A 21,589-nucleotide genomic window follows, 5' to 3' on the forward strand; every position below is an offset into this window, starting at 1 on the left:
GGATGCTGAAGGTCAGTGAGGCATGGCCCCGAAACAGGACGACGCGGGGGCGGTCATGCCTCCCGGGTCTGGAATACCGGCCCCGCCCTGATCAGACGGGCGGGGCCTGCGGCGGACATGGTTGCTAGGCGGCCTCCACCAGCCCGAGTCTTCGCGCCAGCCGCTCACGGACGGCCGGCCACTCGGAGTTCAGGATGGAATAGAACGCCGTATCTCGGACCGTGTCGTCGGCGCCTCGGCTTTCCGCTCGCCGCACCCCGTCGAAGTGTGCGCCGAGGGCCTCGATGGCGGCCCGGGATTTGGCGTTGCGTACATCAGCCTTGAGCGTGATGCGGTGGACGTTCCAGGTCTCGAAGGCGTGGGAGAGCAGCAGGAACTTGCTCTCCCGGTTGGCACCCGTGCCCTGGGCTGAGGCGCCCAGCCACGTGTAGCCGATGTCCGCCACGGACGGGATGTCGCCCACCGCGCCCAGTGTCCCCGGAGGCCAGGGCATGGGGCCCTGCCAGTACTCCAGGTTCATGAGACGGGTGGCACCGATCAGGCGATCGGTGTGCAGCCACCGGATGGCGAAGGGCATCGTGCGGCCCCCCGCCTGCTCAGCCAGCGCGGCCTCCACGTAGGAGGCCATCTCGTCCCGGCCGTTCGGGACGCGAGTGAAGGCATACGTGGAGCGGTCTTCACTCGCCGCGGCGACGAGGTCGTCGATCGCCGCGGGGCTGAGAGGTTCCAGGCGCACGAGGCGCCCGGACAGGGTGACAAGAGCGGGCATGAGCACATGATGAGGGCTGACCGGGCCGGTTGTGACCAGGCAACGGCCACCTTCTTTCGCGGTTGTTCCGCGAGTTTCGGATCATGTGGTGTTTGCCCAGGTCAGAGGCTTGATTCGGGGTTTCGGGCAGCCCCTCTAGCCGAAGATTTCGCCTAACCGTGACATGCGGTCGGCACGAGGGCCGGACGCCGTTCACGCGCCGCCCCCGGCATGGCCTCGGCGAGCCCCGACAGAGCGTCCGACAACTGGTCGAGCGCGGCCGAGATCCACGGCAGCGTGACCGGGTTGGAGGCGTCCAGGGCGGCCAGCCGTTGCTCGGCCGTCTCGCCGTACAGCAGACTGACCGCGACCCGCACGCGGGCGGCGTCGGGGTCGTCGCCGAACGCGTGACCGGGCAGGACGCCGACGCCGTGGTCCTCCAGCAGCCGCCGGGTGACCGCGGCGGAGCCGCCGAGACCGAGGTGCCCGAGGTCCGGGTAGAGGTAGAAGCCGCCCTGCGGCTCGGGCGTGCGGGCGCCGATCGCGGCGAAGCGGGCGTGGACCGCGCGCGCGACCGCGCCGTGCAGGCGGCGGCTGAGCGCCACGCGCTCGGCCAGCTCCGGCGGCTCGGAGAAGGCGTACGCGGCGGCCTGCTGCACCGGCGCGGCCGGCGCCGACCAGATCTCGCTGGCCACGGCGAGCATCCGCGCGCGCAGGTCGTGCGCGCCCTCGGGCAGCCGGGCCACGCCGATCCGCCAGCCGCCCAGGGCGAGGCTCTTGCTCAGCCCGGTGGTGATGACCGTGCGTTCGGGCGCCAGGTCGGCGGGCGAGACGTAGGCGGGGGCGGGCTCGTGCAGCAGGTCGCGGTAGATCTCGTCGGAGATGATCAGGAGGTCCAGCTCGCGGGCCACGTCCACCAGGCGGCCGATGGTCTCGGGGGTGGCGAGGCGGCCGGTCGGGTTGTCCGGCAGCGTCACGAGCAGCGAACCGACGGCGCGGCCCTGGGCGCGGGCCCGGCGCACCGCCTCGGCGACCTTGCCGGGATCGGGCACGCCGCCCTCGCCGGCGGGCGGGGGCACGAGGAGGGGATGGGAGCCGACCAGGTCGGCCTGCGCGGCGTAGCTGACCCAGCTCGGCTTCGGCAGCACGATGTCGCCGCCGATCGCGAGGAGCAGGCCGTACAGGAGGGGCTTGCTGCCCGGCCCGCAGAGGACCAGGCCGGGGTCGGTGGGGAGCCCGCGCCGGTTCCAGTAGCCGGCGGCGGCGGCGCGCAGCTCGGGGGCGCCGGCGACGGGGCCGTAACCGTTGCGGCCGGACGCGGCCACCAGCCTGTCGCGCAGCGCCGGGTGGACGGGCAGACCTGCCTCGCCGAAGGCCAGGTGCAGCACGCGTTCCCCGGCGCGTCGTCTTCGTTCGATGTCCTCGTTGGCGGCGAGAGTGGCGGAGAGGGTAATGCTCATGTTTGTCACGTTCCCAGCCTGCTTGCAGTATTGCATCAGAACAAGCGAGGCTTTTTGTGGGTAGGCGTAAGGAAGACCGATGCTCGATTTGCGGCGATTGATGTTGATCTGCGAGTTCGGGCGGCGCGGCAGCATCGCCGCCACCGCCGCGTCGCTCGGCTACAGCCCCTCGGCGGTGTCGCAGCAGCTCGTCGCCCTGGAACGGGAGACCGGCACGGCCCTGCTCGACCGCACCGCGCGCAGCGCCGAGCTCACCGACGCCGGCCGCCGCCTCGTCGCCCACGCCGAGCGCATCCTCGCCATGGTCGAGGAGGCCGAGTCGGACCTGTCCGCGCACGCGGGCACGCCCTCGGGACGCGTCGTGGTGACGGCGTTCCCGACGGCGGCCGTGGCCTTCGCGCCGGCGCTCGCCCGCTCGCTGCGCCGCCACACCGAGCTGACGCTGCGGCTGCGGCAGAGCAGGTCGGGACGGGGCATGCGCGAGGTGCAGTCAGGCGAGGTGGACATCGCGCTGGTCGACGACTGGTACGGCCGCGTCCACGACAGCGAGCACCTGCGCGTCTTCCCGCTGCTGAGCGACCCCCTCGTGCTGGTGGTGCCGCGCAAGCACCGGCTGGCCGACCCCGACGTGCCGATCGACCTGCGCGAGCTGCGCGACGAGCCGTGGATGGCCACCCCGGACGGCGAGCCGTCACGCCTGGCCGTGGACCGGCTGCTGTCCGACGTGGGCGGCACGCGGCCGACACCCTGGGAGTTCGAGGGGCTGGGGACGATCCTGTCGCTGGTGGCCAAGGGGCTGGGCATCGCCGCCGTGCCGGCGCTCGCGCTCGCGGCGGGGGTGCGCGGGGTGGCGGTGCGGCAGTTCCCGGGCAACCCGGTGGGGCGCGAGGTCCACGCGGTGGCGCGGGGATCCAGCGTCCACCGGCCGTCGGTGTCGGTGACGCTGCGGGCCGTCCACGTGGCGGCCCGCTACCTCGCCGCCGACCTCGACCCGATCGGCCCTCCCGGGCGCTGACCGCGCGATAACGTGTGCGGCTATGGCGCCGACGTACGACATCGAGCACCTCCTGCTCTCCCAGCCCAGCGTCAGCACGGTCGCCGGCGTGGACGAGGTCGGCCGCGGCGCCTGGGCGGGGCCCGTGACCGTCTGCGCGGTCGTCACGGACCTGTCCGAGCCGCCCGCCGGGCTGACCGACTCCAAGCAGCTCACCCCGGCCCGGCGCGAGGCGCTCGCCGCCGAGGTGCGCGCGTGGGCCACCGGCATCGCCTTCGGCGAGGCCACGCACGAGGAGATCGACGCGGTCGGCATGACCGAGGCGCTGCGCCGGGCCGCCCGGCGCGCCCTCGACGCCCTCCCCGTACGGCCCGGCGCGGTCATCCTCGACGGCTCCCACGACTACATCGGCGCCCCCTGGCCGGTGCGCCTGGAGGTCAGGGGCGACGCGGCCAGCGTCTCGGTGGCCGCCGCGTCCGTGCTGGCCAAGGTGCGGCGCGACGCGCACATGGCGACGCTCGGCTGCGACGCCTACGGCTTCGCCGACAACGCCGGCTATCCCTCGCCCGTCCACCAGGAGGCGCTGGCCCGGCTCGGGCCCACCGAGCACCACCGCATGTCGTGGTCCTACCTCGACGACCTGCCGCGGTGGCGTCACCTCAAGCGGCACCGCGATCCCGCGGTGAGCGAGGGCCAGGTCAGCCTGTTCGGCTAGGGAGGTCCGGTGCGCGTCGGCGTCTTCCTCGTGGCGGCGGGCTTCCCCGGCCGTGACCCCGGACGGGTGCTGGCCGACACCGTCGAGCTGGTGGTGGCGGCCGAGGAGGCCGGGTTCGACGACGCCTGGGTCGCCGAGCACCACTTCATGACCTACGGGGTGTGCCCGTCGGCGACCACGCTGGCCGCCGTGGCGATCGGGCGCACCTCGCGGATCGGCCTCGGCACCGCGGTCAGCGTGCTGTCCACCTGGCATCCCGTGGCGCTGGCCGAGCAGGCGGCCATGCTGCACCACCTGTCGGGCGGCCGGTTCACGCTCGGGGTCGGGCGGGGCGGGCCGTGGGTGGACCTGGAGGTGTTCGGGACCGGGCTGGAGCGGTTCGAGCGGGCCTTCGGCGAGTCGCTGGACGTGCTCGTGCGGGCGCTGTCGGACGGCCGGGTGTCGGCCGAGGGGGAGTTCTTCCGGTTCCGGGAGGTGGACCTGGTGCCCGCGGCCAGGCTGCGGCCGGTGGTGGCCTGCACGTCGCAGGCGACGCTGGAGCTGGCGGCGCGCAGGGGGCTGCCGATGCTCCTCGGGATGCACGTGGACGACCGCGAGAAGGCGGCGGCCGTGGCGGCGTACGACGCGCTGTGCCGCGGATCGGGCGGGCGCGTGGCGGCGTGCGACGCGCCGCGCCCCGGGTCGGGCGGGCACGTGGCGGCGGCCGTGGGTCATGTGGCCGACTCGACGCGGCAGGCCGTCCGGGAGCTCAAGGAGGCGATGCCGCGCTGGCTGGAGCCCGGCCTGGCCGGCTACGTGCCGGTGGACGGGCGCGGGCGCCCCGCGCGGGACGTGCCCGCGTACGTGGACTTCCTGACCCGCGTGCATCCCGTCGGCTCGGCGGACCGGTGCGTGGAGGCGATCCTCGCCACGGCCGAGGCCACGGGCGTGCGGCGGGTCATCCTCATGGTGGAGGGGATCGGCGACCACCGCCGCGCCGTGGAGAACGTGCGCCGGCTCGGCGCCGAGGTGCTGCCCCGCGTGCGGACCGCCGCGCCCCCGCCCTGAGCGGGGTGGCGGGCCGGGCGGCCCGCCACCCCTGAGCTCGAGCGGTCAGCAGTCGACCAGCTCGGGCTTCTGGTTGAGGATCTGCGCGCGGGGCGTGACGAACGCGCTCAGCGCCTCGGTGGCCGCCGGGTCGAAGACCGCGACGCGGTGGCAGTTCTGGAACGCCAGCCGAACGCCGAAGTGACGCTCCAGCGCGCCACGCATGGCGTCGCTGGCCAGGCAGCGCAGGAGCTGCCCGCGCGCCTCCTCCGACGGCGGCGGCACCTGGTTGTCGGCGAACTCGGCTCCGTCGCGCGCCCGCTGCTGGACCAGCTCGCTGATCACCGACCACGCGTAGGGCAGGGAGTCGCGGACGCAGGCGACGAACGCCGCGTCCTCGACCTCTCCGGTCCTGGCCTGGTCGAGCAGGTCGTTCGGAACGGTCAGCGACATGCTGTCTCCTCTCGAAGGGGATCGAACCGACGCTATGAGCGCTCGGCGTGGTGCTCCAGATGGCTGGAAGGGGACACTCGTGTGGTCGCCGGCGGGCCGTAGGTGAATCCGGGGTCGATCTGCAGGGACAGATCCCGGCCGGTGCGGGCGTTCGCCCAGGCCCGGGCGTTGCGCAGATGGAACTCCTCGGCCTGGCGGCCGAAGGTGGCCCAGTCCTTCTCCTGCGCGTCCAGCTGCTTGAGCAGCACGGCCAGCGTGTCGGAGTTGGCCGGCTCCAGGTCGGCGAGGTCGAGCGGCCGGCCCTGCTCCATGGCCCGGACGGCCGCCGAGTGCTCCATCCAGGCCACCAGGTCGGCGCCCACCTCGGCGCGCAGGAAGTCGACGTCGGAGGGGCCGTGGACCTTGTTGCCCACGACCGCGACCCGCACACCGAACCCGGCGGCGTGCTCGGCGTACTGCCGGTAGACGCCGACGCCCTGCCGGGTCGGCTCGGCGACCAGCACCGTCAGGTCGAACCGGGTGAACAGCCCCGAGGCGAACGAGTCGGCCCCGGCGGTCATGTCGACCACGACGTACTCGCCGGGCCCGTCGACGAGGTGGTTGAGCAGCAGCTCGACCGCGCCCACCTTGGAGTGGTAGCAGGCGACGCCGAGGTCGTCCTCGCCGAACGGGCCGGTGGCCAGCAGCCTGACGCCGTCGGGCGTGGTCACCGCGTACGGCGAGGCGGCGAGGTCCTCGAAGCTCAGCAGCCGCGACCCGCGCCCCGGCGGGGTCGTCTTGACCATGGCCTCGGCCGAGGGGATGCGCGGGTTGTCGCCGCGCAGGAAGTCCTTGATCTCGTCGAGACGGGCGCCGAGCGGCTCGGGGCTCTCGCCCGCGCCCAGGACCAGCGCCAGGTGCTGGTTGATGTCGGCGTCGATGGCGACCACCGGGCCGCCCTGGCTCGCCACGTGCCTGGCGAACAGGGCCGACATCGTCGTCTTGCCGCTGCCGCCCTTGCCGACGAAGGCCACCCTCACGATAGCTCCTGATGATTATGAAAACCGTTGTCGTTCCCAGGTGACGCCCATGATGCCACAACGGCCGCCGCCGTGAGGGCGGAAACGCGCGGACGCCCCCCGGGCCGAAGCCCGAGGGGCGCTGTGGGACGCGGAGCGCGGGTTCCGCTCAGTGGCAGGCGGCGTCCAGCGCGATCGGCCGGTCGTAGCCCTGGGCGGCCGCGGGGGCCTTGGGGCGGGCCGGGCCGCGCACGGCCGGCCGGTCGGCCAGCGCCTTGGCGACCTTGGCCCGGATGAGGCTCCAGTCGGGCGAGGCCGTGTTGATCAGCGGCGGCACGAAGCTGAGGCTCCGGATCCGCGCGTCCTTCACCCGGTCCGACAGCTCGATGAGCGGCGGCAGCAGGTTCTTCGGGACGTCGGTGGAGATCGCGCGCTTGGTGGCCGCGGCCAGCTTCTCGAAGCTGTTGAGCACGGTCACCGGATCGGCCTGCTTGGCGACGGCGTACAGCAGGCACTTCTGGCGGCCCATGCGCACGTAGTCGTCGCTGTCGGTGCGGGAGCGGCCGAACCACAGCGCCTCCTGGCCGGACAGCTTGCGGGTGCCGGCGGCCAGGTGCCCCTCGCGGTACTTGCCGTACACGATGGGCTGCTTGATGGTGACCTTCACCCCGCCCATGGCGTCGATGATCTGCGCGAAGCCCTTCATGTCGACCATCGCGTAGTACGTCACCGGGATGCCGAGGATGCCGCTGACGGTCTGCTTGAGCAGGGTGGGACCGCGCTGGCCGTGGCGCACGCCGGGCACCATCTCCGGGTAGTCCTCGGCGTACTGGAAGATCTCGTTGAGCAGGCCGGGCGTGTCGGGGCCGTCGCCGGAGAAGCCGTTCGGGAAGCGCTGGCGGGCCGGGCCGCGCGGCATCTGCACCTGCTCCAGGTTGCGCGGCAGGCCGAACAGCGTGGTGTCGCCGGTCGCGGTGTCGACGCTGGCCACGGTCACGCTGTCGGTGCGCACCCCGGGCCGGCCGGGCGCGGAGTCGGCGCCGATGAGCAGGAAGTTGATCCGGGTCGCGCCGTTCCACGGGTCGTCGGCCACGATCGGGGTCATCTCGGCCGTGAAGATCGAGTCGACCACGTCGCGCGACAGGTAGGCCAGCCGGGCCGCGTAGGCGGTCGGCGCCAGGACGAGCGCGCACAGGGCGGCGGTGAAGGCCGTGGTGAGGACGCGGCCCGCGGAGTTGGCCGGCTCGGGCCGTACCAGCAGGAACGATCGGACGATGACCGCGGACCAGGCGAGCGCGACCACGGCCAGCGCGACGGACAGGGCGGTCAGCCAGAACGGCTGCACGGCCAGCGCCAGGACCTGGGTGCCGAAGGCCGTCACGGCGGTGATGACCACGGCGAGCAGCAGCACGTGCGTCACCATGAGCGCGAAGCCGGTCTTGCGGCGGTCGGTGGCGACATGGGCCACCCCCCACAGGAAGGCCGATCCGAGAGTCAGCGCGATCGCCGCGCCGGGGCCGAAACTGCGGTCTCCGGTCGTCATCCCTGGTCAACCCCCCATTTTGCGCATCTGTCTTCCACGTTAGAGACGGTTTGTCGTCGAATGAGGGCGGGTCAGGGGAAGTGTCGTACCAATTCCCGGTCAAACCAAGATTGCGATATAACGCGAGATCGAGATATAACGTGAATATGAGACGTGGACGCTACGGGTTCGACGCTCCGGCGGCCCTGCTGGGCCTCGTGTTCGGAGCCGTCGTGGTGCTGGTGCTCGCGGTGACGTCCTTCATGCAGGATGTCCCGGTCGCCGGGGTCGCCTTCCTGCTCGGCGGCCTCTACACCTCCGCCAGCGCGGCCAGCTACCTCTACACGACCCGGCGCGGCAAGTTCGCCGTGTGGGCCGAGGAACTGCAGCGGCTCAAGGGCGACGAGCGGCTGCTCGACCTCGGCTGCGGGCGCGGCGCGGTGCTGCTGCTGGCCGCCGGACGGCTGCCGGAGGGGCGGGCCACCGGCCTCGACCTCTGGCGCTCGCGCGACCAGTCGGGCAACGACGAGAGCGTCACCCGGGCCAACGCCGAGGCGGAGGGGGTGAGCGTGGACCTGGTCACCGGCGACATGCGGGAGCTGTCGTTCGAGGACGCCTCGTTCGACGTGGTCGTGTCGAGCCTGGCCGTCCACAACATCCCGGACGCCGAGGGCCGCGCGCGGGCCGTCAGGGAGGCCCACCGGGTGCTGCGGCCGGGCGGGCTGCTGCTGCTCGCCGACTTCAAGCACACCCCCGCGTACGAGCGGACGCTGCGGGAGCTCGGCGTCGTGGACGTCCGCAGGCGCGACCTCGGCTGGCGGTTCTGGTACGGCGGGCCGTGGTTCAGGACGTGGATGCTGGAGGCCCGCAAGCCCGTAGCCGTCGGGTGAGCCGACGTTTGTGATCGGCCTGGTGGGTACCAGGTTCTCTTCATGAAGGACGTGGATACCGGCACAATCACCACCAAGGTGCCCGCACGGCTGGACCGGCTGCCGTGGTCACGCTGGCACTGGATGATCGTCATCGGACTCGGCACCGTCTGGATCCTCGACGGCCTCGAAGTCACCATCGTGGGAAACCTGTCGGCCCAGCTCGCCAAGCCGGGCAGCGGCCTGGACATCAGCCAGGCGCAGGTGGCCGGGACCGCGGCGGCCCTGTACGTGGCCGGGGCGTGCCTGGGCGCGTTGTTCTTCGGCTGGCTGACCGACAGGTTCGGCCGCAAGAAGCTGTTCCTCGTCACCCTGGTCGTCTACCTGGTGGCCACGCTGATGACGGCCTTCTCCTTCGACGCGTGGTGGTTCTTCCTGTTCAGGTTCATGACCGGGTTCGGCATCGGCGGTGAGTACGCGGCCATCAACTCGGCCATCGACGAGCTGATCCCGAGCCGCCACCGCGGCCGCATCGACATCATCATCAACGGCAGCTACTGGCTCGGCGCGGCGGGCGGCGCCCTGCTGACCGTGCCGCTGCTCAACGACCTGCCGGTCAACATAGGCTGGCGCGTCGCCTTCGGCCTCGGCGTGGTGCTCGGCGTGGCCATCCTGCTCGTGCGGCGGCACGTGCCCGAGAGCCCGCGCTGGCTGTTCATCCACGGCCGCGGCCAGGAGGCCGAGCAGCTCGTCGGCGAGATCGAGGAGCACGTCGGCGGCGACCTGCCGGACCCCAGGGGCTCCGTCACCATCCACCAGCGCAGGTCGATCGGCTTCGTGCAGATCGCGCACACGATGGTGGCGCGCTACCCCAAGCGCACGATCCTCGGGCTGTCGCTGTTCATCGGGCAGGCGTTCCTCTACAACGCCATCACGTTCGGGTACGCCCAGATCCTGTCCACGTTCTACAAGATCGACACGCACACCGGCTACTACTTCGCCGTGATCGCGATCGGCAACTTCCTCGGCCCGCTGCTGCTGGGGAGGCTGTTCGACACGGTCGGCCGGGTGCCGATGATCTCGGCGACCTACATCGGCTCCGGGGTGCTGCTGCTCGGCACGGCCTGGCTGTTCGACCAGGGCGTGCTCAACGCCGTCACGCTGACCGCCTGCTGGTGCGCGGTGCTGTTCGTCGCCTCGGCCGGTGCCAGTTCGGCCTACCTGACGGTCAGCGAGATCTTCCCCATGGAGACCAGGGCGATGGCGATCGCGTTCTTCTTCGCGATCGGCACCGCGGCGGGCGGCATCGCCGGTCCGCTGGTCTTCGCCGGACTGGTCGAGACCGGCGTGCCGGGTGACACGGCGCTGGCGTTCACGATCGGCGCCGTCATCATGATCGCCGCCGGGATCGTCGAGCTGTTCCTCGGGGTCAAGGCCGAGCAGAAGGGCCTGGAGGAGATCGCCGCGCCGCTCACAGCAACTTCGGTAGACACGGCCGCATGACGCGCAGCACGTGCGTGCTGTCGGACAGGTAGAGGTGCGGCACGTCCACGAACACCCGCATCGGACCGCAGTCCAGGCCGAGGCTGCGCGCCACCCCGGCCTGGACGTCCGACAGCGGCACGTAGTTCAGGTAGCTGGTGAACGCGTTCTGCGACCGGAACGCCGCCGTCATCACCAGCCCGCCGTCCCGGATGCGGAAGGCCAGCCCGCTCAGGCACGGCACCGAGTCGTACGGCTCGCCCGGCGCGGTCAGCGAGATCCAGGCGCTCTTGCTGTACGGCTTGGTGCGCAGCAGGTCCACCGCCCACGCGAGCTGGCCCCTGATCCGGGCCCCGTAGCTGTACTTGAACGGGGGCACGATCGTGTCCTGGGTGAACTTGCGGCAGTAGAGCGCGAGCCGGTCCGTGTCGCCGTACCTCTCCAGCACCGGGTCGTCCCGCCGCACCTGGGCGATCTCGAAGAGCACGGGCGGCCCCTCCATGACGGGGCCGCGGTCGTCGTCGCCGAGCGCGCCCTCCGTCCACACATGGCGCATCAGCCAGATCCACGCCTCCCCACATGACGCCCACATCGCAGGGCCGGGCATTCAGGTCTCCACGTTCGGGAACTGGTACGGGTTGCGGGGCAGCCGGCGCCGCCGCGTGACGTTGCAGCGCACGTAGTAGATCGAGTAGTGGACCAGCGCCACCAGCGCGACGCTCGTGGTCAGCAGGATCGGGTCGGGCGCCTGGCCGCTGAGGCCGGTGACGCCGGCCACGAGGTAGAGACTGTTGGCGACGGCCAGCATCATGACGTTGATCCCGGGCCAGGCGAGCGGTGCGAAGGTCTCGGGGAAGCGGGGGTCCACCGGCAGGTTGGGCGACCAGTCCAGCTCGTCCTTGAGCCGGGTCGCGTAGAGGAGCCGGAAGTTGTTGATCGCCCGGGCCGTGCGGGCGTGCGCGTTCACCGCCTCGATCAGCCGCAGGAACGGCAGCACGCTGAGCAGCCCGAACGCCGTCACCAGCGCGAACAGGTACCACGGCACGGTGGTCCAGGAGGTCAGGCTGCGCGGGTCCACGACCTTGGCGCTGGTGAGGGCGATGGTGGCCAGGAACGGGCCCGAGAGCAGGCTCATCCCCAGTCTGGTCATCTTCAGCCGCTCGTCCTTGGCGGCGAGGTGGACGTTGTAGATGCCGGTGAAGTCCACTGCGGCGAGCTGGAGGAACTGACCTGCCGGCAGCTCTTCCTCCGGCGTCATGCGAGGGGGTGTCTTCCGCATGAATGCTCCTGTAGGGCCAAGCTGCCTCCAGTATGAGCACACTTTCGCGGATCCGCCGGGGATTCCTGCCAATCATTCCAACAATTGCCGACTCGGCGGCGTAAAACCGGGTTGCGGCTGACACCGTGTGAGGCGGTATGCCTGTCCCATTCGATCGAGGAGGAATCGGGATGGACATCGCGGAGCGGATCGACGCGCTGCTGGCGGCGGGCGGCGCGCCGCACCTGCACGGGCTCGTCGTGGTCCGGGACGGACGGGTGGAGCTGGAGCGGTACGGCGCGGGGGAGGACTTCCGGCTGAACGTCCCGCTGGGGCACGTGACGTTCGGGCCGGACGTCGCCCATGACGTCCGCTCGGTGACCAAGAGCGTCGTCGCCCTGCTGTACGGCGCCGCCCTCGGCGACGGTCTCGTGCCCGCGCCGGGCGAGCCGCTGCTGCCCGCCTTCCCCGCGTACGCCGACCTGGCGGAGGGCAAGGAGCACCTGACGGTCGAGCACGCGCTCACCATGACCCTCGGCCTGGACTGGAACGAGGACGTCCCCTACACCAGCACCGCCAACAGCGAGGTGGCCATGGAGGAGGCCCCGGACCGCTACCGGTACGTCCTGGAGCGTCCTGTGGTGGAGGAGCCGGGGAAGCGGTGGCGCTACTGCGGAGGCGCGGCGGCCCTGCTCGGCCGGCTGATCGCCGACGGCGCGGGGGTGCCGCTGGAGGAGTTCGCGCGGGAGCGGCTCTTCGGGCCGCTCGGCATGCCGTTCGAGTGGACCGCTCACCGCGGGGTGGCGATGGCCGCCTCCGGGCTGCGGCTGCGCCCGCGTGACCTGGCCGAGCTGGGCTCGCTGGTGCTCGACGGCGGGCGCGGGCTGGTGCCGCGGCAGTGGATCGCCGAGATGCTGCGGCCCCGGGTCCGGATCGCGGACGGGTTCGAGTACGGCTACCAGTGGTACGTGAGCCCGGGGCGGTGGGCGGCGGCCATCGGAAACGGCGGCCAGCGGATCGTCGTGGCGCCGGAGAGCCGGCTGGTGGTGGCCGTCACGGCCGGCGACTACGACGCCGACCAGTCCAGCGCCGAGGCGGTGCTGCGGGAGGCGCTGGCTGCGGGATGAGGGGGTGTCGCCTGGCTCAGAGGGGGAGGTGGGTGATCGCGGTGCGGAAGGCGGCGACGGCCGCGCCGATCGCCGGGTGCCCGCCGTACCCTCTGCGGAAGGCCGCCAGGGTGCGGCGGCTCAGCGGCAGCTCCGACAGCGTCACGCCCGGCGGCGGCGCCAGCGCGGCCAGGCGTGGCACGAGCGCGACCCCCTGACCGGCGGCGGCGAAGGCGAGGACCGTGTCGAAGTCGTCCACCTGGTGACGCACCCGCGGCTCGAAGCCCGCCGCCTGACAGGCCCGGATCGTCATGGCGTGGCAGAGGGTGCCCGGCTTGCCGGTGATCCACGGGTCGTCCCGGGCCTCGGCGAGGTCCGCCCGGCCGGTCAGGTACATCGGCTCGGCGAACAGCGGCTCGGTGGCCAGCGCCGGGTCCGCCTCCGCCGGCACGAAGTCGTACTCGTGGACCAGCGCGACGTCCAGCTCGCCCGCCCGCAGCGCCCCGGAGACGTCGGCGGGGTCGATCTCCGACACCATGGGCTCCAGCTCCGGGCAGGCGCGCGCCAGTTCGGCGAGCGCCGCGGGCATCAGCGCCCGGGCCGCCGTCGGGAACGCGCCGACGCGCACCGGCCCCGACGGCCCGCCCCGCACGGCCGCCAGCGCGGCCGAGGCGCGTTCCAGCTCCTCCAGGACGGTCTGCGCGTGCTCCACCAGCAGCCGGCCGGCGGGCGTCAGCGTGACGGTACGGCCGGTGCGCTCCAGCAGCGGCACGCCCGCCTCCCGCTCCAGCGCGCTGAGCTGCTGCGACACCGCCGACGGCGTGAACGTCACGGCCTCGGCCACGGCGGCGATCGTGCCGCGCCGGGCCAGCTCCCGCAGGAGGCGCAGCTTGCGAGGGTCCAGCATCAGTACAGCTTACGCTCAACCGCACATATCCGAACTGGACCTGACGTATCGGACCGCGTCAGGCTCGGAGCATGCTGCAGGGAATCCACGTACCGCTCGTGACGCCGTTCGCCACCACCCGCTCCGCCCCGGGAGTCACCGGGGAGGTGGCCGCCGACGTGCTCGGCAAGCTCGCCCGCCGCGTCCTCGACGACGGCGCGTCCGGGCTGGTCGCGCTCGGCACCACCGGCGAGGCCGCGGCGCTGTCCCCGGACGAGCGGGCGCAGGTCGTCGAGGTATGCGCGGAGGTGTGCCGCGAGCGCGAGGCGCCCCTGACCGTGGGCGTGACCGGCAACGACACCCGATCGGTGCTCAGGGCCCTGGAGGCGCTGCCGCCGGACGTCACGGCCGCCCTGGTGACCGTGCCGTACTTCCTGCGCCCCTCCGAGCGCGGGGTCGTCGCGCACTTCGAGGCGCTGGCCGACGGCTCGCCGGTGCCGTTGGTGATCTACCACATCCCCTACCGGACCGGTCAGGCCGTGAGCGCCGCCACGCTGCGTCACCTGGGCGCCCACCCCATGATCGCCGGGGTGAAGTACGCGACCGGCGGCGTCGACCAGGAAGCCCTGGACCTGCTCGGTGACCGGCCCGACGGGTTCGACGTGCTGGGCGGCGACGACGCGGTCATCTCGCCGCTGCTGGCGGCCGGCGCCTCCGGCGGCATCCTGGCCTCGGCGAACCTCGCCCCGCGCGAGTTCGCCGACCTGGCCGCCGCCTGGGAGGCGGGCGACGTCACGCGGGCGCGGGCGCTCGGCCACCGCCTGGCCCGGCTGTCGGCCGCCCTGTTCGCCGAGCCCAACCCGACCGTCATCAAGGGCGTCCTGCACGCCCGGGGGATCATCCCGTCGGCCGACGTGCGGCTGCCGCTGCTGCCCGCGAGCGAGGCGTCCGTCGCGGCGGCCGGGGCCCTGCTCGACGGATGAGGCGCCGGCTCCCGCCCGGGGCGGTCCGGCCATGGTTCCACGTAGAACATGGCTTGACCTCAAGCCTGGTTGAGGGAGCACGCTCGGCTCATGAGCAGACGAACGATGAGAGCCGCGGCTTTCGCCACCCCCGGCGGCCCCGAGGTCTTGCAGGTCATGGAGGTGCCGCTGCCCGAGCCCGGGCCGGGTGAGGTCCGGGTCCGGGTGAAGGCGGCGGGCATGCAGCCGTTCGACACGGCGGTCCGCCGGGGCTGGGTCCCGCCGGGGGTCCCCGGCGATCTGCCACGCGTGCCCGGCAACGAGTTCGCGGGCGTGGTGGACGAGGTCGGCGAGGGTGTGGACGGCGTCGGGCCGGGGGCCGAGGTGCTCGGCTTCTCGCTGCTCAACGGCTACGCGCAGTACATCGTGGTGCCGGCGGCCAACGTGACCCCCAAGCCCGAGGGCGTCCCCTGGGAGGTGGCGGGCGCGCTGACCGCGGCCGTGCAGACGGCCGAGCTGGCCCTGGACGGGCTGGCCGTGGGCGAGGGCGACACGCTGCTCGTCCACGGCGCGGCCGGGGCGGTGGGCACGGCGGCGGTGCAGATCGCCAGGTGGCGCGGCGCCACGGTGATCGGCACGGCCCGGGAGGAGAACCACGAGCACCTGCGCGCCCTCGGAGCCGTCCCGGTGGTGTACGGCGACGGGCTGGCCGACCGGGTGCGCGCGCTCGCGCCCGGCGGCGTGGACACGGCGCTCGACGGCGCCGGCGGGGCGGCGCTGGACGTCTCGCTGGAGCTGGTCAAGGACCGCCGGCGCATCCTCACGCTCGTCGAGCACGGCAAGGCGGCGGAGCTCGGCATCAGGACGACGCAGGGCGAGCGGACGGCCGAGCGCCTCGGCCGGTACGCGGCGCTGTACGCGTCGGGGAAGCTGCTCTTCCCGATCCGGCGGACGTACCGGCTGGAGGAGGCGGCGGACGCGCACCGGGAGATCGAGACCGGCCACGGCCGCGGCAAGATGGCCTTCGTCATCGACTGAGCGACCGTAGCTCGCCTGACCGGCTGATGCTGGTCGGCTGACCGGGACGGGCCGGTCAGCCGGTGGTCTTGTGCCGCCGGCTGAACCGGCCCGCCTTCGCCCGGTTGCCGCAGCTCTCCATCGAGCACCAGCGGCGGCTGCCGTTCTTGCTCACGTCCAGGAACCACAGCACGCACTCGGGGTGCGCGCACGGGCGCACCCGCGACGGCCGCTCGGCCATCATCCGCACGAACGCCGCCGCCGCCGTCCACGCCGGACGCCAGGCGGGCTCGTCGACGACCACCAGCTCGTACGGCTCGCCGTCGCGCATCATCGGCCGGACCGAGCCGTGGGCGAGCACGTCGTTCAGCCCCGCGGAACCGCGCCCTTCGAGGGTGTCGCGCACCGCCTCCCGGGCCCGCACCAGCCGGTCCCGCACGGCCTCCAGTCCCGCGCCCGCGTCGCCGCCGAGGCCGTCGCCGCCGAGGCCGTCAGTGTCGAGGCCGTCAGCGCCCGCGTCGGCGCCGTCCATGTCGTGGTCGGACAGCCAGGCGCGCAGCCCGTCGAGATCGTCGAACTGGTCCATCAGGGCGCCGTGCTCGCGCCACACCGTGTTGACCAGGTCCAACGCCACGGGCTCTCCACGAAGCGGCCGGACTCTCACTGCCTAACCCCTCAAACCAATTTGACCGGTTATATCTCCCCATGCTATCACCTAACCTGTAAAAACCGTTTAGCCGGTTAGGGTCGGGGTCTCGGCCTCCCCCCTGCCTCGCCAGAACTGGAGCCCGCGATGCCCGACCGTCTCAGCAAGCGCCGCCACGCCGACCACCCCGCGCTGCCGCCGCGTCACGACCGCTTCCACGATCGTCCGGTGCGGGACGCTCAGCCGTCCGCCCCGCACGTGGAGCCGTCCCCGCACGTGGAGCCGTTACGAGCCGTCTCAGGAGAAGGCCGCGACGCGGGCCGGGCCGCCGGGGTCCCGCGGGCAGAGGGCGTCCGTGGAGCCCTCGCGGGCGGCCTCCGGGGCTGGACCTCGCAGGCCCCGGCCAGGGCGCCGCTGCCGAACGTGGTGAAGGCGACCGGGGCGGCGCTGGCGGCGCTGCTCGTGCTGGCGGGTGTGACGAGCGTGAGCGGGCTGGCGCTGTTCGCGCTGCCGTTCGTGGCCAGCGCCGCCATCGTCGCGCTCGTTCCGGCGGCGCCGTTCGCTCAGCCCCGGAGCATCGTCCTCGGGCACGTGGCCGCGACCGTCGTGGCGCTGGCCGTCACGGCGGTGGCCGGGCCGTCGATCTGGGCCGCCGCGGTGGCCGCCGCCCTGACCACGGCCCCGATGCTGCTGCTGCGCGCCCCGCACCCGCCGGCCGCCGCCACCGCGGCCCTCATCGGCCTCACCGCCCCCGCCCCGTGGTACCTGCTGACGCCGGTGGTTGCGGCCAGCGCCATCGTGATCGCCAGCGGGGTCCTGCTCGGCCGGATGCTCCCCGGTCACCGCTACCCCGCGTACTGGCTGTGAGGCGGCGGCCGGGCCCGGAGCCGGCGCTCGGAGCGACCGGAGCTAGAGGCGGGCGCTCACGGCCCGGACGATCGCGGCCTGGACCTCGTCCATCCGGTCGGCGCCGTCCTTGACGTCCCAGACGGTGTTCTGCAGGGCCCGCCCGAGCGTCCACCGGGCCGCCCGCGCCCGGTCCAGCCCCAGCAGGTCCGTCATCAGGTCGAAGCGCCCGAGCACCGCACGCCGCACGTCGCCCGAGGCCACCACGTCGTGCCACCGGTTGCGCAGCGCGGGCATGAGGTCGAAGCCGGGATCGCCCGCCAGCGGCTTGGGGTCGATGGCCAGCCACGGCTCTCGGTCGCCGGCCAGCACGTTGTCGTAGTGCAGGTCCCAGTGGAGCAGCCGGTCGCCGGGCTCGCCGGCCACGTCGGCGACGGCCGCCGCGCAGGCGGCCACCCACTGCCGGTCCTCTTCGCGGGCCAGCCCCGCGGCCGTGCGCGGCGCGTCGTCCAGCAGGCCGCGGGCGATGTCGCCCAGCAGCCGCATCCCCGGCGGGGCGGGCAGGGGCACCAGGCGTGCGAGCAGCCCCGTGAGGATCCGCAGCGCCTCCATGTCGTCGGGCACGGCGGACAGGGACCGGCCGGCGTCGAGCCGTTCGAGCAGGAGCGTGCCGGTGAGCGGGTCCTCGTCGAGCAGCCGTACGGCGCCGCGCCCGGCCCACGCGCGCAGGCCGGGCCCCTCGCCGGCGTTCTCGTCGTTGACGGGCTGGAGCTTGAGCGCGGCCCGCGTGCCGTCGGCGCGCACCACGGGCAGCACCAGCGACACCGCGCCGTGCCACGGCTCGCCGTCGCGGCGCAGATCCCACTCCTCCAGGTACCGCGCGGCCAGCGTGGGCAGCCCGGCCGACCAGGCGCGCCCCGCCTCGCCGTCCCACTTGACGTGGGACGCGGTCAGCGCCTCCGGCACCACGATGTCCATGGCGCGTGAACTCCCCGCGTCCGGATCAGTAGTGCCAGGGGAACGGCGACCAGTCGGGGTCGCGCTTCTCCAGGAACGAGTCGCGGCCCTCGGCGGCCTCGTCGGTCATGTACGCCAGCCGCGTCGCCTCGCCGGCGAAGACCTGCTGGCCCACCAGCCCGTCGTCGATCATGTTGAAGGCGAACTTCAGCATGCGCTGCGCCGTGGGCGACTTGCCGTTGATCTTGCGGGCCCATTCGAGGGCCGTGGCCTCCAGGTCGGCGTGCGGCACCACCGCGTTGACCATGCCCATGCGGTGGGCGTCGGCCGCGCTGTAGGTGTCGCCGAGGAAGAAGATCTCGCGGGCGAACTTCTGGCCGACCTGCCGGGCCAGATACGCGGAGCCGAAGCCGCCGTCGAAGCTGGCCACGTCGGCGTCGGTCTGCTTGAAGCGGGCGTGCTCCTCGCTGGCCAGCGTCAGGTCGCTGACCACGTGCAGGCTGTGCCCGCCGCCGGCCGCCCAGCCGGGCACCACGCAGATCACCACCTTCGGCATGAACCGGATGAGCCGCTGCACCTCCAGGATGTGCAGGCGCCCGGTGGAGGGGGTGCCGTCGGCGTACTGGTAGCCGTCCTTGCCGCGGATGCGCTGGTCGCCGCCCGAGCAGAACGCCCAGCCGCCGTCCTTGGGGGACGGGCCGTTGCCGGTGAGCAGCACGCAGCCGACGTCGGTCGTCTGGCGCGCGTGGTCGAGCGCCCGGTGGAGCTCGTCCACCGTCTGCGGCCGGAAGGCGTTGCGCACCTCCGGGCGGTTGAACGCGATGCGGACCGTGCCCTGGTCGACCGCCCGGTGATAGGTGATGTCGGTGAACGCGAATCCCTCGACCGCCTGCCACGCCTTGGGATCGAACAGCTCGGAGACCATGCGCCAGAGCCTAACCGAACCCCTCCGCGCCGGACCGGTCAGGTGACCTCGGCGCGCAGCTCCGCCAGCAGCTCGCCCTGGTCGGCGAGCATGTCGGTGAGGATGCGCCGGGCGGTGTCGAGGAGCTGGGACAGCTCCGGGGTGGCCAGCGTGTAGACGACCGTGCTGCCCTCACGGATGGCGCTGACGATCCCGGCCCTGCGCAGCACCGCGAGCTGCTGGGACAGGCTCGACGCCTCGATGTCGATCTGGGCCAGGAGATCCCTTACGGGGAGCGGTCCTTCCTGAAGCAGCTCCAGGACCCGGATGCGAGCGGGGTGGCCGAGGGTGCGGAAGAAGTCGGCCTTGGCCTGGTAGACCTCCACGTGCATAGTGACAGACTAATCCAGTTCACTTGCATAATTCTTCAAGTCGTAACGTTGTTGGCTAGGATGACAGCGGGGACTAGGGAGATGCCATGGGCCGAGGAAGAGCCAAGGCGAAGCAGACAAAGGTCGCTCGCCAGCTGAAGTACACCAGCCACACCATCGACTACGACCGGCTTCGCGAGGAGCTCACCGTCGACTCGCGTCGTGACGACATGCATCCCGTCACGTCGTCCGAGCAGGAGTCCGAGCCCGCTCGTTGAGGCGGGCACGGGTCTTCACCTCCACCGGTCGAGGCGGTTCACACCTCGCGGTGCGCGGCACGTCCCGCGGTGTGCGTCATGCCGCGCGCGACACGCGCGGCGGTGCGACTCATGCCGCGCGCGCCCGGACCCGGGCCCGCGCGACGACGCGGGTGCGCCGGGCCGGCGCGAGCGTGACGTTCTTGAGCCGCCTGGCCTCCGGGGCCGGATCGGTCACCGACAGGTCCAGGCGGCGCAGGACCTCGCGGATGATGACGCGCATCTCCAGCAGGGCGAGCTGCGCGCCGACGCAGAACCTCCGGCCGCCGCCGAACGGCATCCACGACCGGGTGTTCTGCCGGGCGTCGAGGAAGCGCTCCGGCCTGAACTCCTGCGGCTCGTCCCAGACCGCCGGGTCGTGGTGGACGAGCGGGATGCTCGGACCGGCGTACCAGCCGGCGGGCACCTCGTGGTCGCCGAGCCGTAGCGGGGCGTCGAGCAGCCGCGGCGCCTCGTAGACGACGGGCCGCACGCGCAGCACCTCCCTGACCACCGCGTCGAGGTACTCCTCGTCGTCGGGCAGGCGCTCCAGCACCGCGGGCAGGCGCAGCAGCCGCTCGAAGGCCCAGGCGAGGCCGGTCGCGGTCGTCTCGTGCCCGGCGAGCAGCATGGTGATCAGCTCGTCGCGGATCTCCTCGTCGTCCAGCTCGGTCTCCAGCAGCCGGCCCAGCACGTCGGTGCCGCCCGGGGCGTCGCGGCGCCGGGCGATCTCGTCGTACAGGATCGCGTCGACCTCGGCTCTCAGCCGCAGGAACCGCCGGTACGGCGCGAACGGCACGCGCCCCAGCACCGGCCGCGCCCCGGGCGGCGCCATGGCGACCGTCATCGCGCTGCTGAGGTGCAGCAGGCCAGGCAGCAGCCGCCGCAGCCGGGTCAGGCGCGCGGCGTCCCGGATGCCGAAGATCAGCCGCAGGATCACCTCCAGCGTGATGTCCTGCATGCGCTCGCGCAGCGTGAACGGCCGGCCGAGCGGCCAGGCGGCGATGCGTTCGGCGGCGATCTCGGTGATCTCGTCGTGGTAGCCCGCCACCTGCCTGGCGCGCAGCGGCGGGGTGAGCAGCTTGCGGTGGGCCCACCACGGGTCGCCGTCGAGCGTGAGCACCGAGTGGGCGCCGACCAGGGGTTCGAGGAAGTCGCGCCGGGCCTCGCCGGCCCGTCCGCCGCCGAGGTCGGTCCGGTAGACCTGCTCGGCCAGTTCGCCCGTGGCGACGTACACCTCGGGCGGGAATCCGACGTAGCGCGCGGTGAACACGGGGCCGTAGCGGCGGTGGCAGCTCTCGAAGAACCCCACGGGGTCGGCCGTGAACCACGCGGTCTGAGCGACGGCGGGCAGTCTGGGGCCTGGTGGGATCATGTCACACCTCCACGGTGTATATATACGTACGTCATAGACGCTCGTATACATCGATAGCATGGATCGCGTGTCACGAAAAGAGGCCGGCGGATACCGGGAACGACTGCTGGCCGCCGCGGTGAGCTGCCTGCGCGACAAGGGCTACGCCCGTACGACGGCGCGCGACCTGGTCGCCGCCTCCGGCACCAACCTCGCGTCCATCGGCTACCACTTCGGCGGCAAGGACGCGCTGCTCAACGAGGCGATCATCGGGTGCTACGAGAAGTGGACCGAACGGGTCGAGGAGGAGATCTTCGGCTCCGCGCCAGACCGGCCGCGCGAGCTGCTGGAGCGGGCCATGGTGGCGCTCGTCGACGTGTTCGAGGAGATGCGGCCCCAGCTCGTCGTCTGCGTGGAGGGCTTCCCGGCGGCGCTGCGCGAGGACGCGCTGCGGGAGAAGCTGGCCGCCGCCTACGCCCGGGCCCGCGAGGCGGGCGTGCAGATGCTGCGGCGGGCGGGCGCCGACCTGGGCCCCGACTCGCCGGTCACGGCCGAGGCGCTGGTGTCCGTGCTCATCGCCGTCTCCGACGGTCTCATGCTCCAGTGGTTGCTCGACCCGGCGAGCACGCCCGACGCCCGCCAGGTCGTGGACGCGCTCGCCGCGTTGTCGGCGTTCGCCGGCTGAGCCGGGATGGGCCTGAACCTGGATCTGGTGCCTG

Annotated in this window: 24 protein-coding genes; 11 read left to right on the forward strand and 13 right to left on the reverse strand. The window is 72.8% G+C overall.

Features of this window, described 5'->3' with window-relative positions; all coding sequences use genetic code 11:
• Positions 1–124: 124 nt before the first annotated feature.
• Both HT134_RS31665 and HT134_RS31670 read right to left on the reverse strand, forming a co-directional pair.
• Positions 125–769, reverse strand: coding sequence for a GNAT family N-acetyltransferase (locus HT134_RS31665; protein WP_175604118.1), 645 nt, complete (start codon positions 767–769; stop codon positions 125–127).
• A gap of 152 nt (positions 770–921) precedes the next feature.
• Positions 922–2,208 carry a pyridoxal phosphate-dependent aminotransferase gene (locus HT134_RS31670; protein WP_175604119.1) on the reverse strand — a complete coding sequence of 429 codons (1,287 nt, stop codon included), beginning with the start codon at positions 2,206–2,208 and terminating at the stop codon, positions 922–924.
• Positions 2,209–2,287: 79 nt separating this feature from the next.
• On the opposite strand from HT134_RS31670, the gene HT134_RS31675 reads away from it, so the two are divergent.
• From HT134_RS31675 to HT134_RS31685, 3 genes are read left to right on the forward strand one after another with little or no spacing between them, the layout of a single operon-like run.
• Positions 2,288–3,223 carry a LysR family transcriptional regulator gene (locus tag HT134_RS31675; RefSeq protein WP_175604120.1) on the forward strand — a complete coding sequence of 312 codons (936 nt, stop codon included), beginning with the start codon at positions 2,288–2,290 and terminating at the stop codon, positions 3,221–3,223.
• A 22-nt stretch (positions 3,224–3,245) separates the two neighbouring features.
• Positions 3,246–3,917 (forward strand): ribonuclease HII, encoded by a 672-nt coding sequence (rnhB, locus tag HT134_RS31680; protein ID WP_175604121.1) that lies wholly within the window; start codon positions 3,246–3,248, stop codon positions 3,915–3,917.
• A 9-nt stretch (positions 3,918–3,926) separates the two neighbouring features.
• Positions 3,927–4,964: an LLM class flavin-dependent oxidoreductase gene (locus HT134_RS31685; RefSeq protein WP_175604122.1), complete on the forward strand. Its 1,038-nt coding sequence runs from the start codon at positions 3,927–3,929 to the stop codon at positions 4,962–4,964.
• Positions 4,965–5,009: 45 nt separating this feature from the next.
• On the opposite strand, the gene HT134_RS31690 is transcribed toward HT134_RS31685, so the two are convergent.
• From HT134_RS31690 to HT134_RS31700, 3 genes are all read right to left on the reverse strand, one after another.
• On the reverse strand, positions 5,010–5,396 hold the full coding sequence (locus tag HT134_RS31690) for an SCO5389 family protein (RefSeq protein WP_175604123.1): 387 nt from the start codon (positions 5,394–5,396) through the stop codon (positions 5,010–5,012).
• A 32-nt stretch (positions 5,397–5,428) separates the two neighbouring features.
• Entirely contained in the window at positions 5,429–6,415 is a 987-nt protein-coding gene (locus HT134_RS31695) for an ATP-binding protein (protein WP_175604124.1), read from the reverse strand.
• A gap of 148 nt (positions 6,416–6,563) precedes the next feature.
• On the reverse strand, positions 6,564–7,937 hold the full coding sequence (locus tag HT134_RS31700; protein ID WP_246365905.1) for an LCP family protein: 1,374 nt from the start codon (positions 7,935–7,937) through the stop codon (positions 6,564–6,566).
• A gap of 146 nt (positions 7,938–8,083) precedes the next feature.
• Between HT134_RS31700 and HT134_RS31705 the strand changes: the two genes are divergently transcribed.
• On the forward strand, positions 8,084–8,806 hold the full coding sequence (locus tag HT134_RS31705) for a class I SAM-dependent methyltransferase (protein ID WP_175604125.1): 723 nt from the start codon (positions 8,084–8,086) through the stop codon (positions 8,804–8,806).
• A 42-nt stretch (positions 8,807–8,848) separates the two neighbouring features.
• Positions 8,849–10,288, forward strand: coding sequence for an MFS transporter (locus HT134_RS31710; protein ID WP_175604126.1), 1,440 nt, complete (start codon positions 8,849–8,851; stop codon positions 10,286–10,288).
• Here the strand turns inward: HT134_RS31710 and HT134_RS31715 are convergent.
• Together HT134_RS31715 and HT134_RS31720 are read right to left on the reverse strand one after the other, a co-directional pair.
• The gene (locus HT134_RS31715) at positions 10,257–10,823 is read right to left on the reverse strand and encodes a thymidylate synthase family protein (RefSeq protein WP_175604127.1); all 567 of its coding nucleotides are present in this window, start codon (positions 10,821–10,823) and stop codon (positions 10,257–10,259) included. The two genes, HT134_RS31710 and HT134_RS31715, sit on opposite strands and share 32 nt — an antisense overlap.
• Positions 10,824–10,874: 51 nt before the next feature.
• Positions 10,875–11,546, reverse strand: coding sequence for a hypothetical protein (locus tag HT134_RS31720; protein ID WP_175604128.1), 672 nt, complete (start codon positions 11,544–11,546; stop codon positions 10,875–10,877).
• A gap of 170 nt (positions 11,547–11,716) precedes the next feature.
• Here HT134_RS31720 and HT134_RS31725 point away from each other — a divergent pair, with 170 nt between their 5' ends.
• Positions 11,717–12,652: a serine hydrolase domain-containing protein gene (locus HT134_RS31725; protein WP_175604129.1), complete on the forward strand. Its 936-nt coding sequence runs from the start codon at positions 11,717–11,719 to the stop codon at positions 12,650–12,652.
• Positions 12,653–12,668: 16 nt separating this feature from the next.
• On the opposite strand, the gene HT134_RS31730 is transcribed toward HT134_RS31725, so the two are convergent.
• A complete protein-coding gene (locus tag HT134_RS31730; RefSeq protein ID WP_175604130.1) occupies positions 12,669–13,538 on the reverse strand; it encodes a LysR family transcriptional regulator in 870 nt (289 codons plus the stop codon).
• Positions 13,539–13,609: 71 nt separating this feature from the next.
• Between HT134_RS31730 and HT134_RS31735 the strand changes: the two genes are divergently transcribed.
• On the forward strand, positions 13,610–14,500 hold the full coding sequence (locus tag HT134_RS31735) for a 4-hydroxy-tetrahydrodipicolinate synthase family protein (protein ID WP_175604131.1): 891 nt from the start codon (positions 13,610–13,612) through the stop codon (positions 14,498–14,500).
• Positions 14,501–14,605: 105 nt separating this feature from the next.
• Complete coding sequence (locus tag HT134_RS31740) at positions 14,606–15,517, forward strand: NADP-dependent oxidoreductase (protein ID WP_175604132.1); 912 nt, start codon at positions 14,606–14,608, stop codon at positions 15,515–15,517.
• A 55-nt stretch (positions 15,518–15,572) separates the two neighbouring features.
• Here HT134_RS31740 and HT134_RS31745 read toward each other — a convergent pair whose 3' ends face one another.
• Positions 15,573–16,130 carry a CGNR zinc finger domain-containing protein gene (locus HT134_RS31745; protein ID WP_312888589.1) on the reverse strand — a complete coding sequence of 186 codons (558 nt, stop codon included), beginning with the start codon at positions 16,128–16,130 and terminating at the stop codon, positions 15,573–15,575.
• Positions 16,131–16,289: 159 nt separating this feature from the next.
• Here HT134_RS31745 and HT134_RS31750 point away from each other — a divergent pair, with 159 nt between their 5' ends.
• Positions 16,290–17,009 (forward strand): HPP family protein, encoded by a 720-nt coding sequence (locus HT134_RS31750; protein ID WP_175604133.1) that lies wholly within the window; start codon positions 16,290–16,292, stop codon positions 17,007–17,009.
• A 42-nt stretch (positions 17,010–17,051) separates the two neighbouring features.
• Here HT134_RS31750 and HT134_RS31755 read toward each other — a convergent pair whose 3' ends face one another.
• The 3 genes from HT134_RS31755 to HT134_RS31765 are packed head-to-tail and all read right to left on the reverse strand — an operon-like array spanning position 17,052 to position 19,241.
• Positions 17,052–17,966: an aminoglycoside phosphotransferase family protein gene (locus HT134_RS31755; protein ID WP_175604134.1), complete on the reverse strand. Its 915-nt coding sequence runs from the start codon at positions 17,964–17,966 to the stop codon at positions 17,052–17,054.
• Between the two features lie 25 nt (positions 17,967–17,991).
• Positions 17,992–18,870: a 1,4-dihydroxy-2-naphthoyl-CoA synthase gene (locus HT134_RS31760; protein ID WP_175604135.1), complete on the reverse strand. Its 879-nt coding sequence runs from the start codon at positions 18,868–18,870 to the stop codon at positions 17,992–17,994.
• A 38-nt stretch (positions 18,871–18,908) separates the two neighbouring features.
• Positions 18,909–19,241, reverse strand: coding sequence for an ArsR/SmtB family transcription factor (locus HT134_RS31765; protein ID WP_175590129.1), 333 nt, complete (start codon positions 19,239–19,241; stop codon positions 18,909–18,911).
• A gap of 86 nt (positions 19,242–19,327) precedes the next feature.
• Here HT134_RS31765 and HT134_RS31770 point away from each other — a divergent pair, with 86 nt between their 5' ends.
• Positions 19,328–19,498, forward strand: a complete 171-nt coding sequence (locus HT134_RS31770) for a DUF3073 domain-containing protein (RefSeq protein ID WP_175604136.1) — start codon at positions 19,328–19,330, stop codon at positions 19,496–19,498.
• 109 nt (positions 19,499–19,607) lie between these two features.
• Here HT134_RS31770 and HT134_RS31775 read toward each other — a convergent pair whose 3' ends face one another.
• Positions 19,608–20,891 carry a cytochrome P450 gene (locus tag HT134_RS31775; RefSeq protein WP_175604137.1) on the reverse strand — a complete coding sequence of 428 codons (1,284 nt, stop codon included), beginning with the start codon at positions 20,889–20,891 and terminating at the stop codon, positions 19,608–19,610.
• A gap of 67 nt (positions 20,892–20,958) precedes the next feature.
• On the opposite strand from HT134_RS31775, the gene HT134_RS31780 reads away from it, so the two are divergent.
• Complete coding sequence (locus HT134_RS31780; protein ID WP_175604138.1) at positions 20,959–21,555, forward strand: TetR/AcrR family transcriptional regulator; 597 nt, start codon at positions 20,959–20,961, stop codon at positions 21,553–21,555.
• The last annotated feature ends 34 nt before the right edge of the window (positions 21,556–21,589 follow it).

The organism is Nonomuraea rhodomycinica, assembly GCF_013363995.1.
Classification (GTDB): domain Bacteria; phylum Actinomycetota; class Actinomycetes; order Streptosporangiales; family Streptosporangiaceae; genus Nonomuraea; species Nonomuraea rhodomycinica.

Coding starts and splice junctions, on each gene's coding strand:
- HT134_RS31665 (WP_175604118.1), bottom strand. CDS start 769: ATGCCCGCTCTTGTCACCCTGTCCGGGCGCCTCGTGCGCCTGGAACCT.
- HT134_RS31670 (WP_175604119.1), bottom strand. CDS start 2,208: ATGAGCATTACCCTCTCCGCCACTCTCGCCGCCAACGAGGACATCGAA.
- HT134_RS31675 (WP_175604120.1), top strand. CDS start 2,288: ATGCTCGATTTGCGGCGATTGATGTTGATCTGCGAGTTCGGGCGGCGC.
- rnhB (WP_175604121.1), top strand. CDS start 3,246: ATGGCGCCGACGTACGACATCGAGCACCTCCTGCTCTCCCAGCCCAGC.
- HT134_RS31690 (WP_175604123.1), bottom strand. CDS start 5,396: ATGTCGCTGACCGTTCCGAACGACCTGCTCGACCAGGCCAGGACCGGA.
- HT134_RS31700 (WP_246365905.1), bottom strand. CDS start 7,937: ATGACGACCGGAGACCGCAGTTTCGGCCCCGGCGCGGCGATCGCGCTG.
- HT134_RS31705 (WP_175604125.1), top strand. CDS start 8,084: ATGAGACGTGGACGCTACGGGTTCGACGCTCCGGCGGCCCTGCTGGGC.
- HT134_RS31710 (WP_175604126.1), top strand. CDS start 8,849: ATGAAGGACGTGGATACCGGCACAATCACCACCAAGGTGCCCGCACGG.
- HT134_RS31715 (WP_175604127.1), bottom strand. CDS start 10,823: ATGCGCCATGTGTGGACGGAGGGCGCGCTCGGCGACGACGACCGCGGC.
- HT134_RS31720 (WP_175604128.1), bottom strand. CDS start 11,546: ATGCGGAAGACACCCCCTCGCATGACGCCGGAGGAAGAGCTGCCGGCA.
- HT134_RS31725 (WP_175604129.1), top strand. CDS start 11,717: ATGGACATCGCGGAGCGGATCGACGCGCTGCTGGCGGCGGGCGGCGCG.
- HT134_RS31730 (WP_175604130.1), bottom strand. CDS start 13,538: ATGCTGGACCCTCGCAAGCTGCGCCTCCTGCGGGAGCTGGCCCGGCGC.
- HT134_RS31735 (WP_175604131.1), top strand. CDS start 13,610: ATGCTGCAGGGAATCCACGTACCGCTCGTGACGCCGTTCGCCACCACC.
- HT134_RS31740 (WP_175604132.1), top strand. CDS start 14,606: ATGAGAGCCGCGGCTTTCGCCACCCCCGGCGGCCCCGAGGTCTTGCAG.
- HT134_RS31750 (WP_175604133.1), top strand. CDS start 16,290: ATGCCCGACCGTCTCAGCAAGCGCCGCCACGCCGACCACCCCGCGCTG.
- HT134_RS31755 (WP_175604134.1), bottom strand. CDS start 17,966: ATGGACATCGTGGTGCCGGAGGCGCTGACCGCGTCCCACGTCAAGTGG.
- HT134_RS31760 (WP_175604135.1), bottom strand. CDS start 18,870: ATGGTCTCCGAGCTGTTCGATCCCAAGGCGTGGCAGGCGGTCGAGGGA.
- HT134_RS31765 (WP_175590129.1), bottom strand. CDS start 19,241: ATGCACGTGGAGGTCTACCAGGCCAAGGCCGACTTCTTCCGCACCCTC.
- HT134_RS31770 (WP_175604136.1), top strand. CDS start 19,328: ATGGGCCGAGGAAGAGCCAAGGCGAAGCAGACAAAGGTCGCTCGCCAG.
- HT134_RS31775 (WP_175604137.1), bottom strand. CDS start 20,891: ATGATCCCACCAGGCCCCAGACTGCCCGCCGTCGCTCAGACCGCGTGG.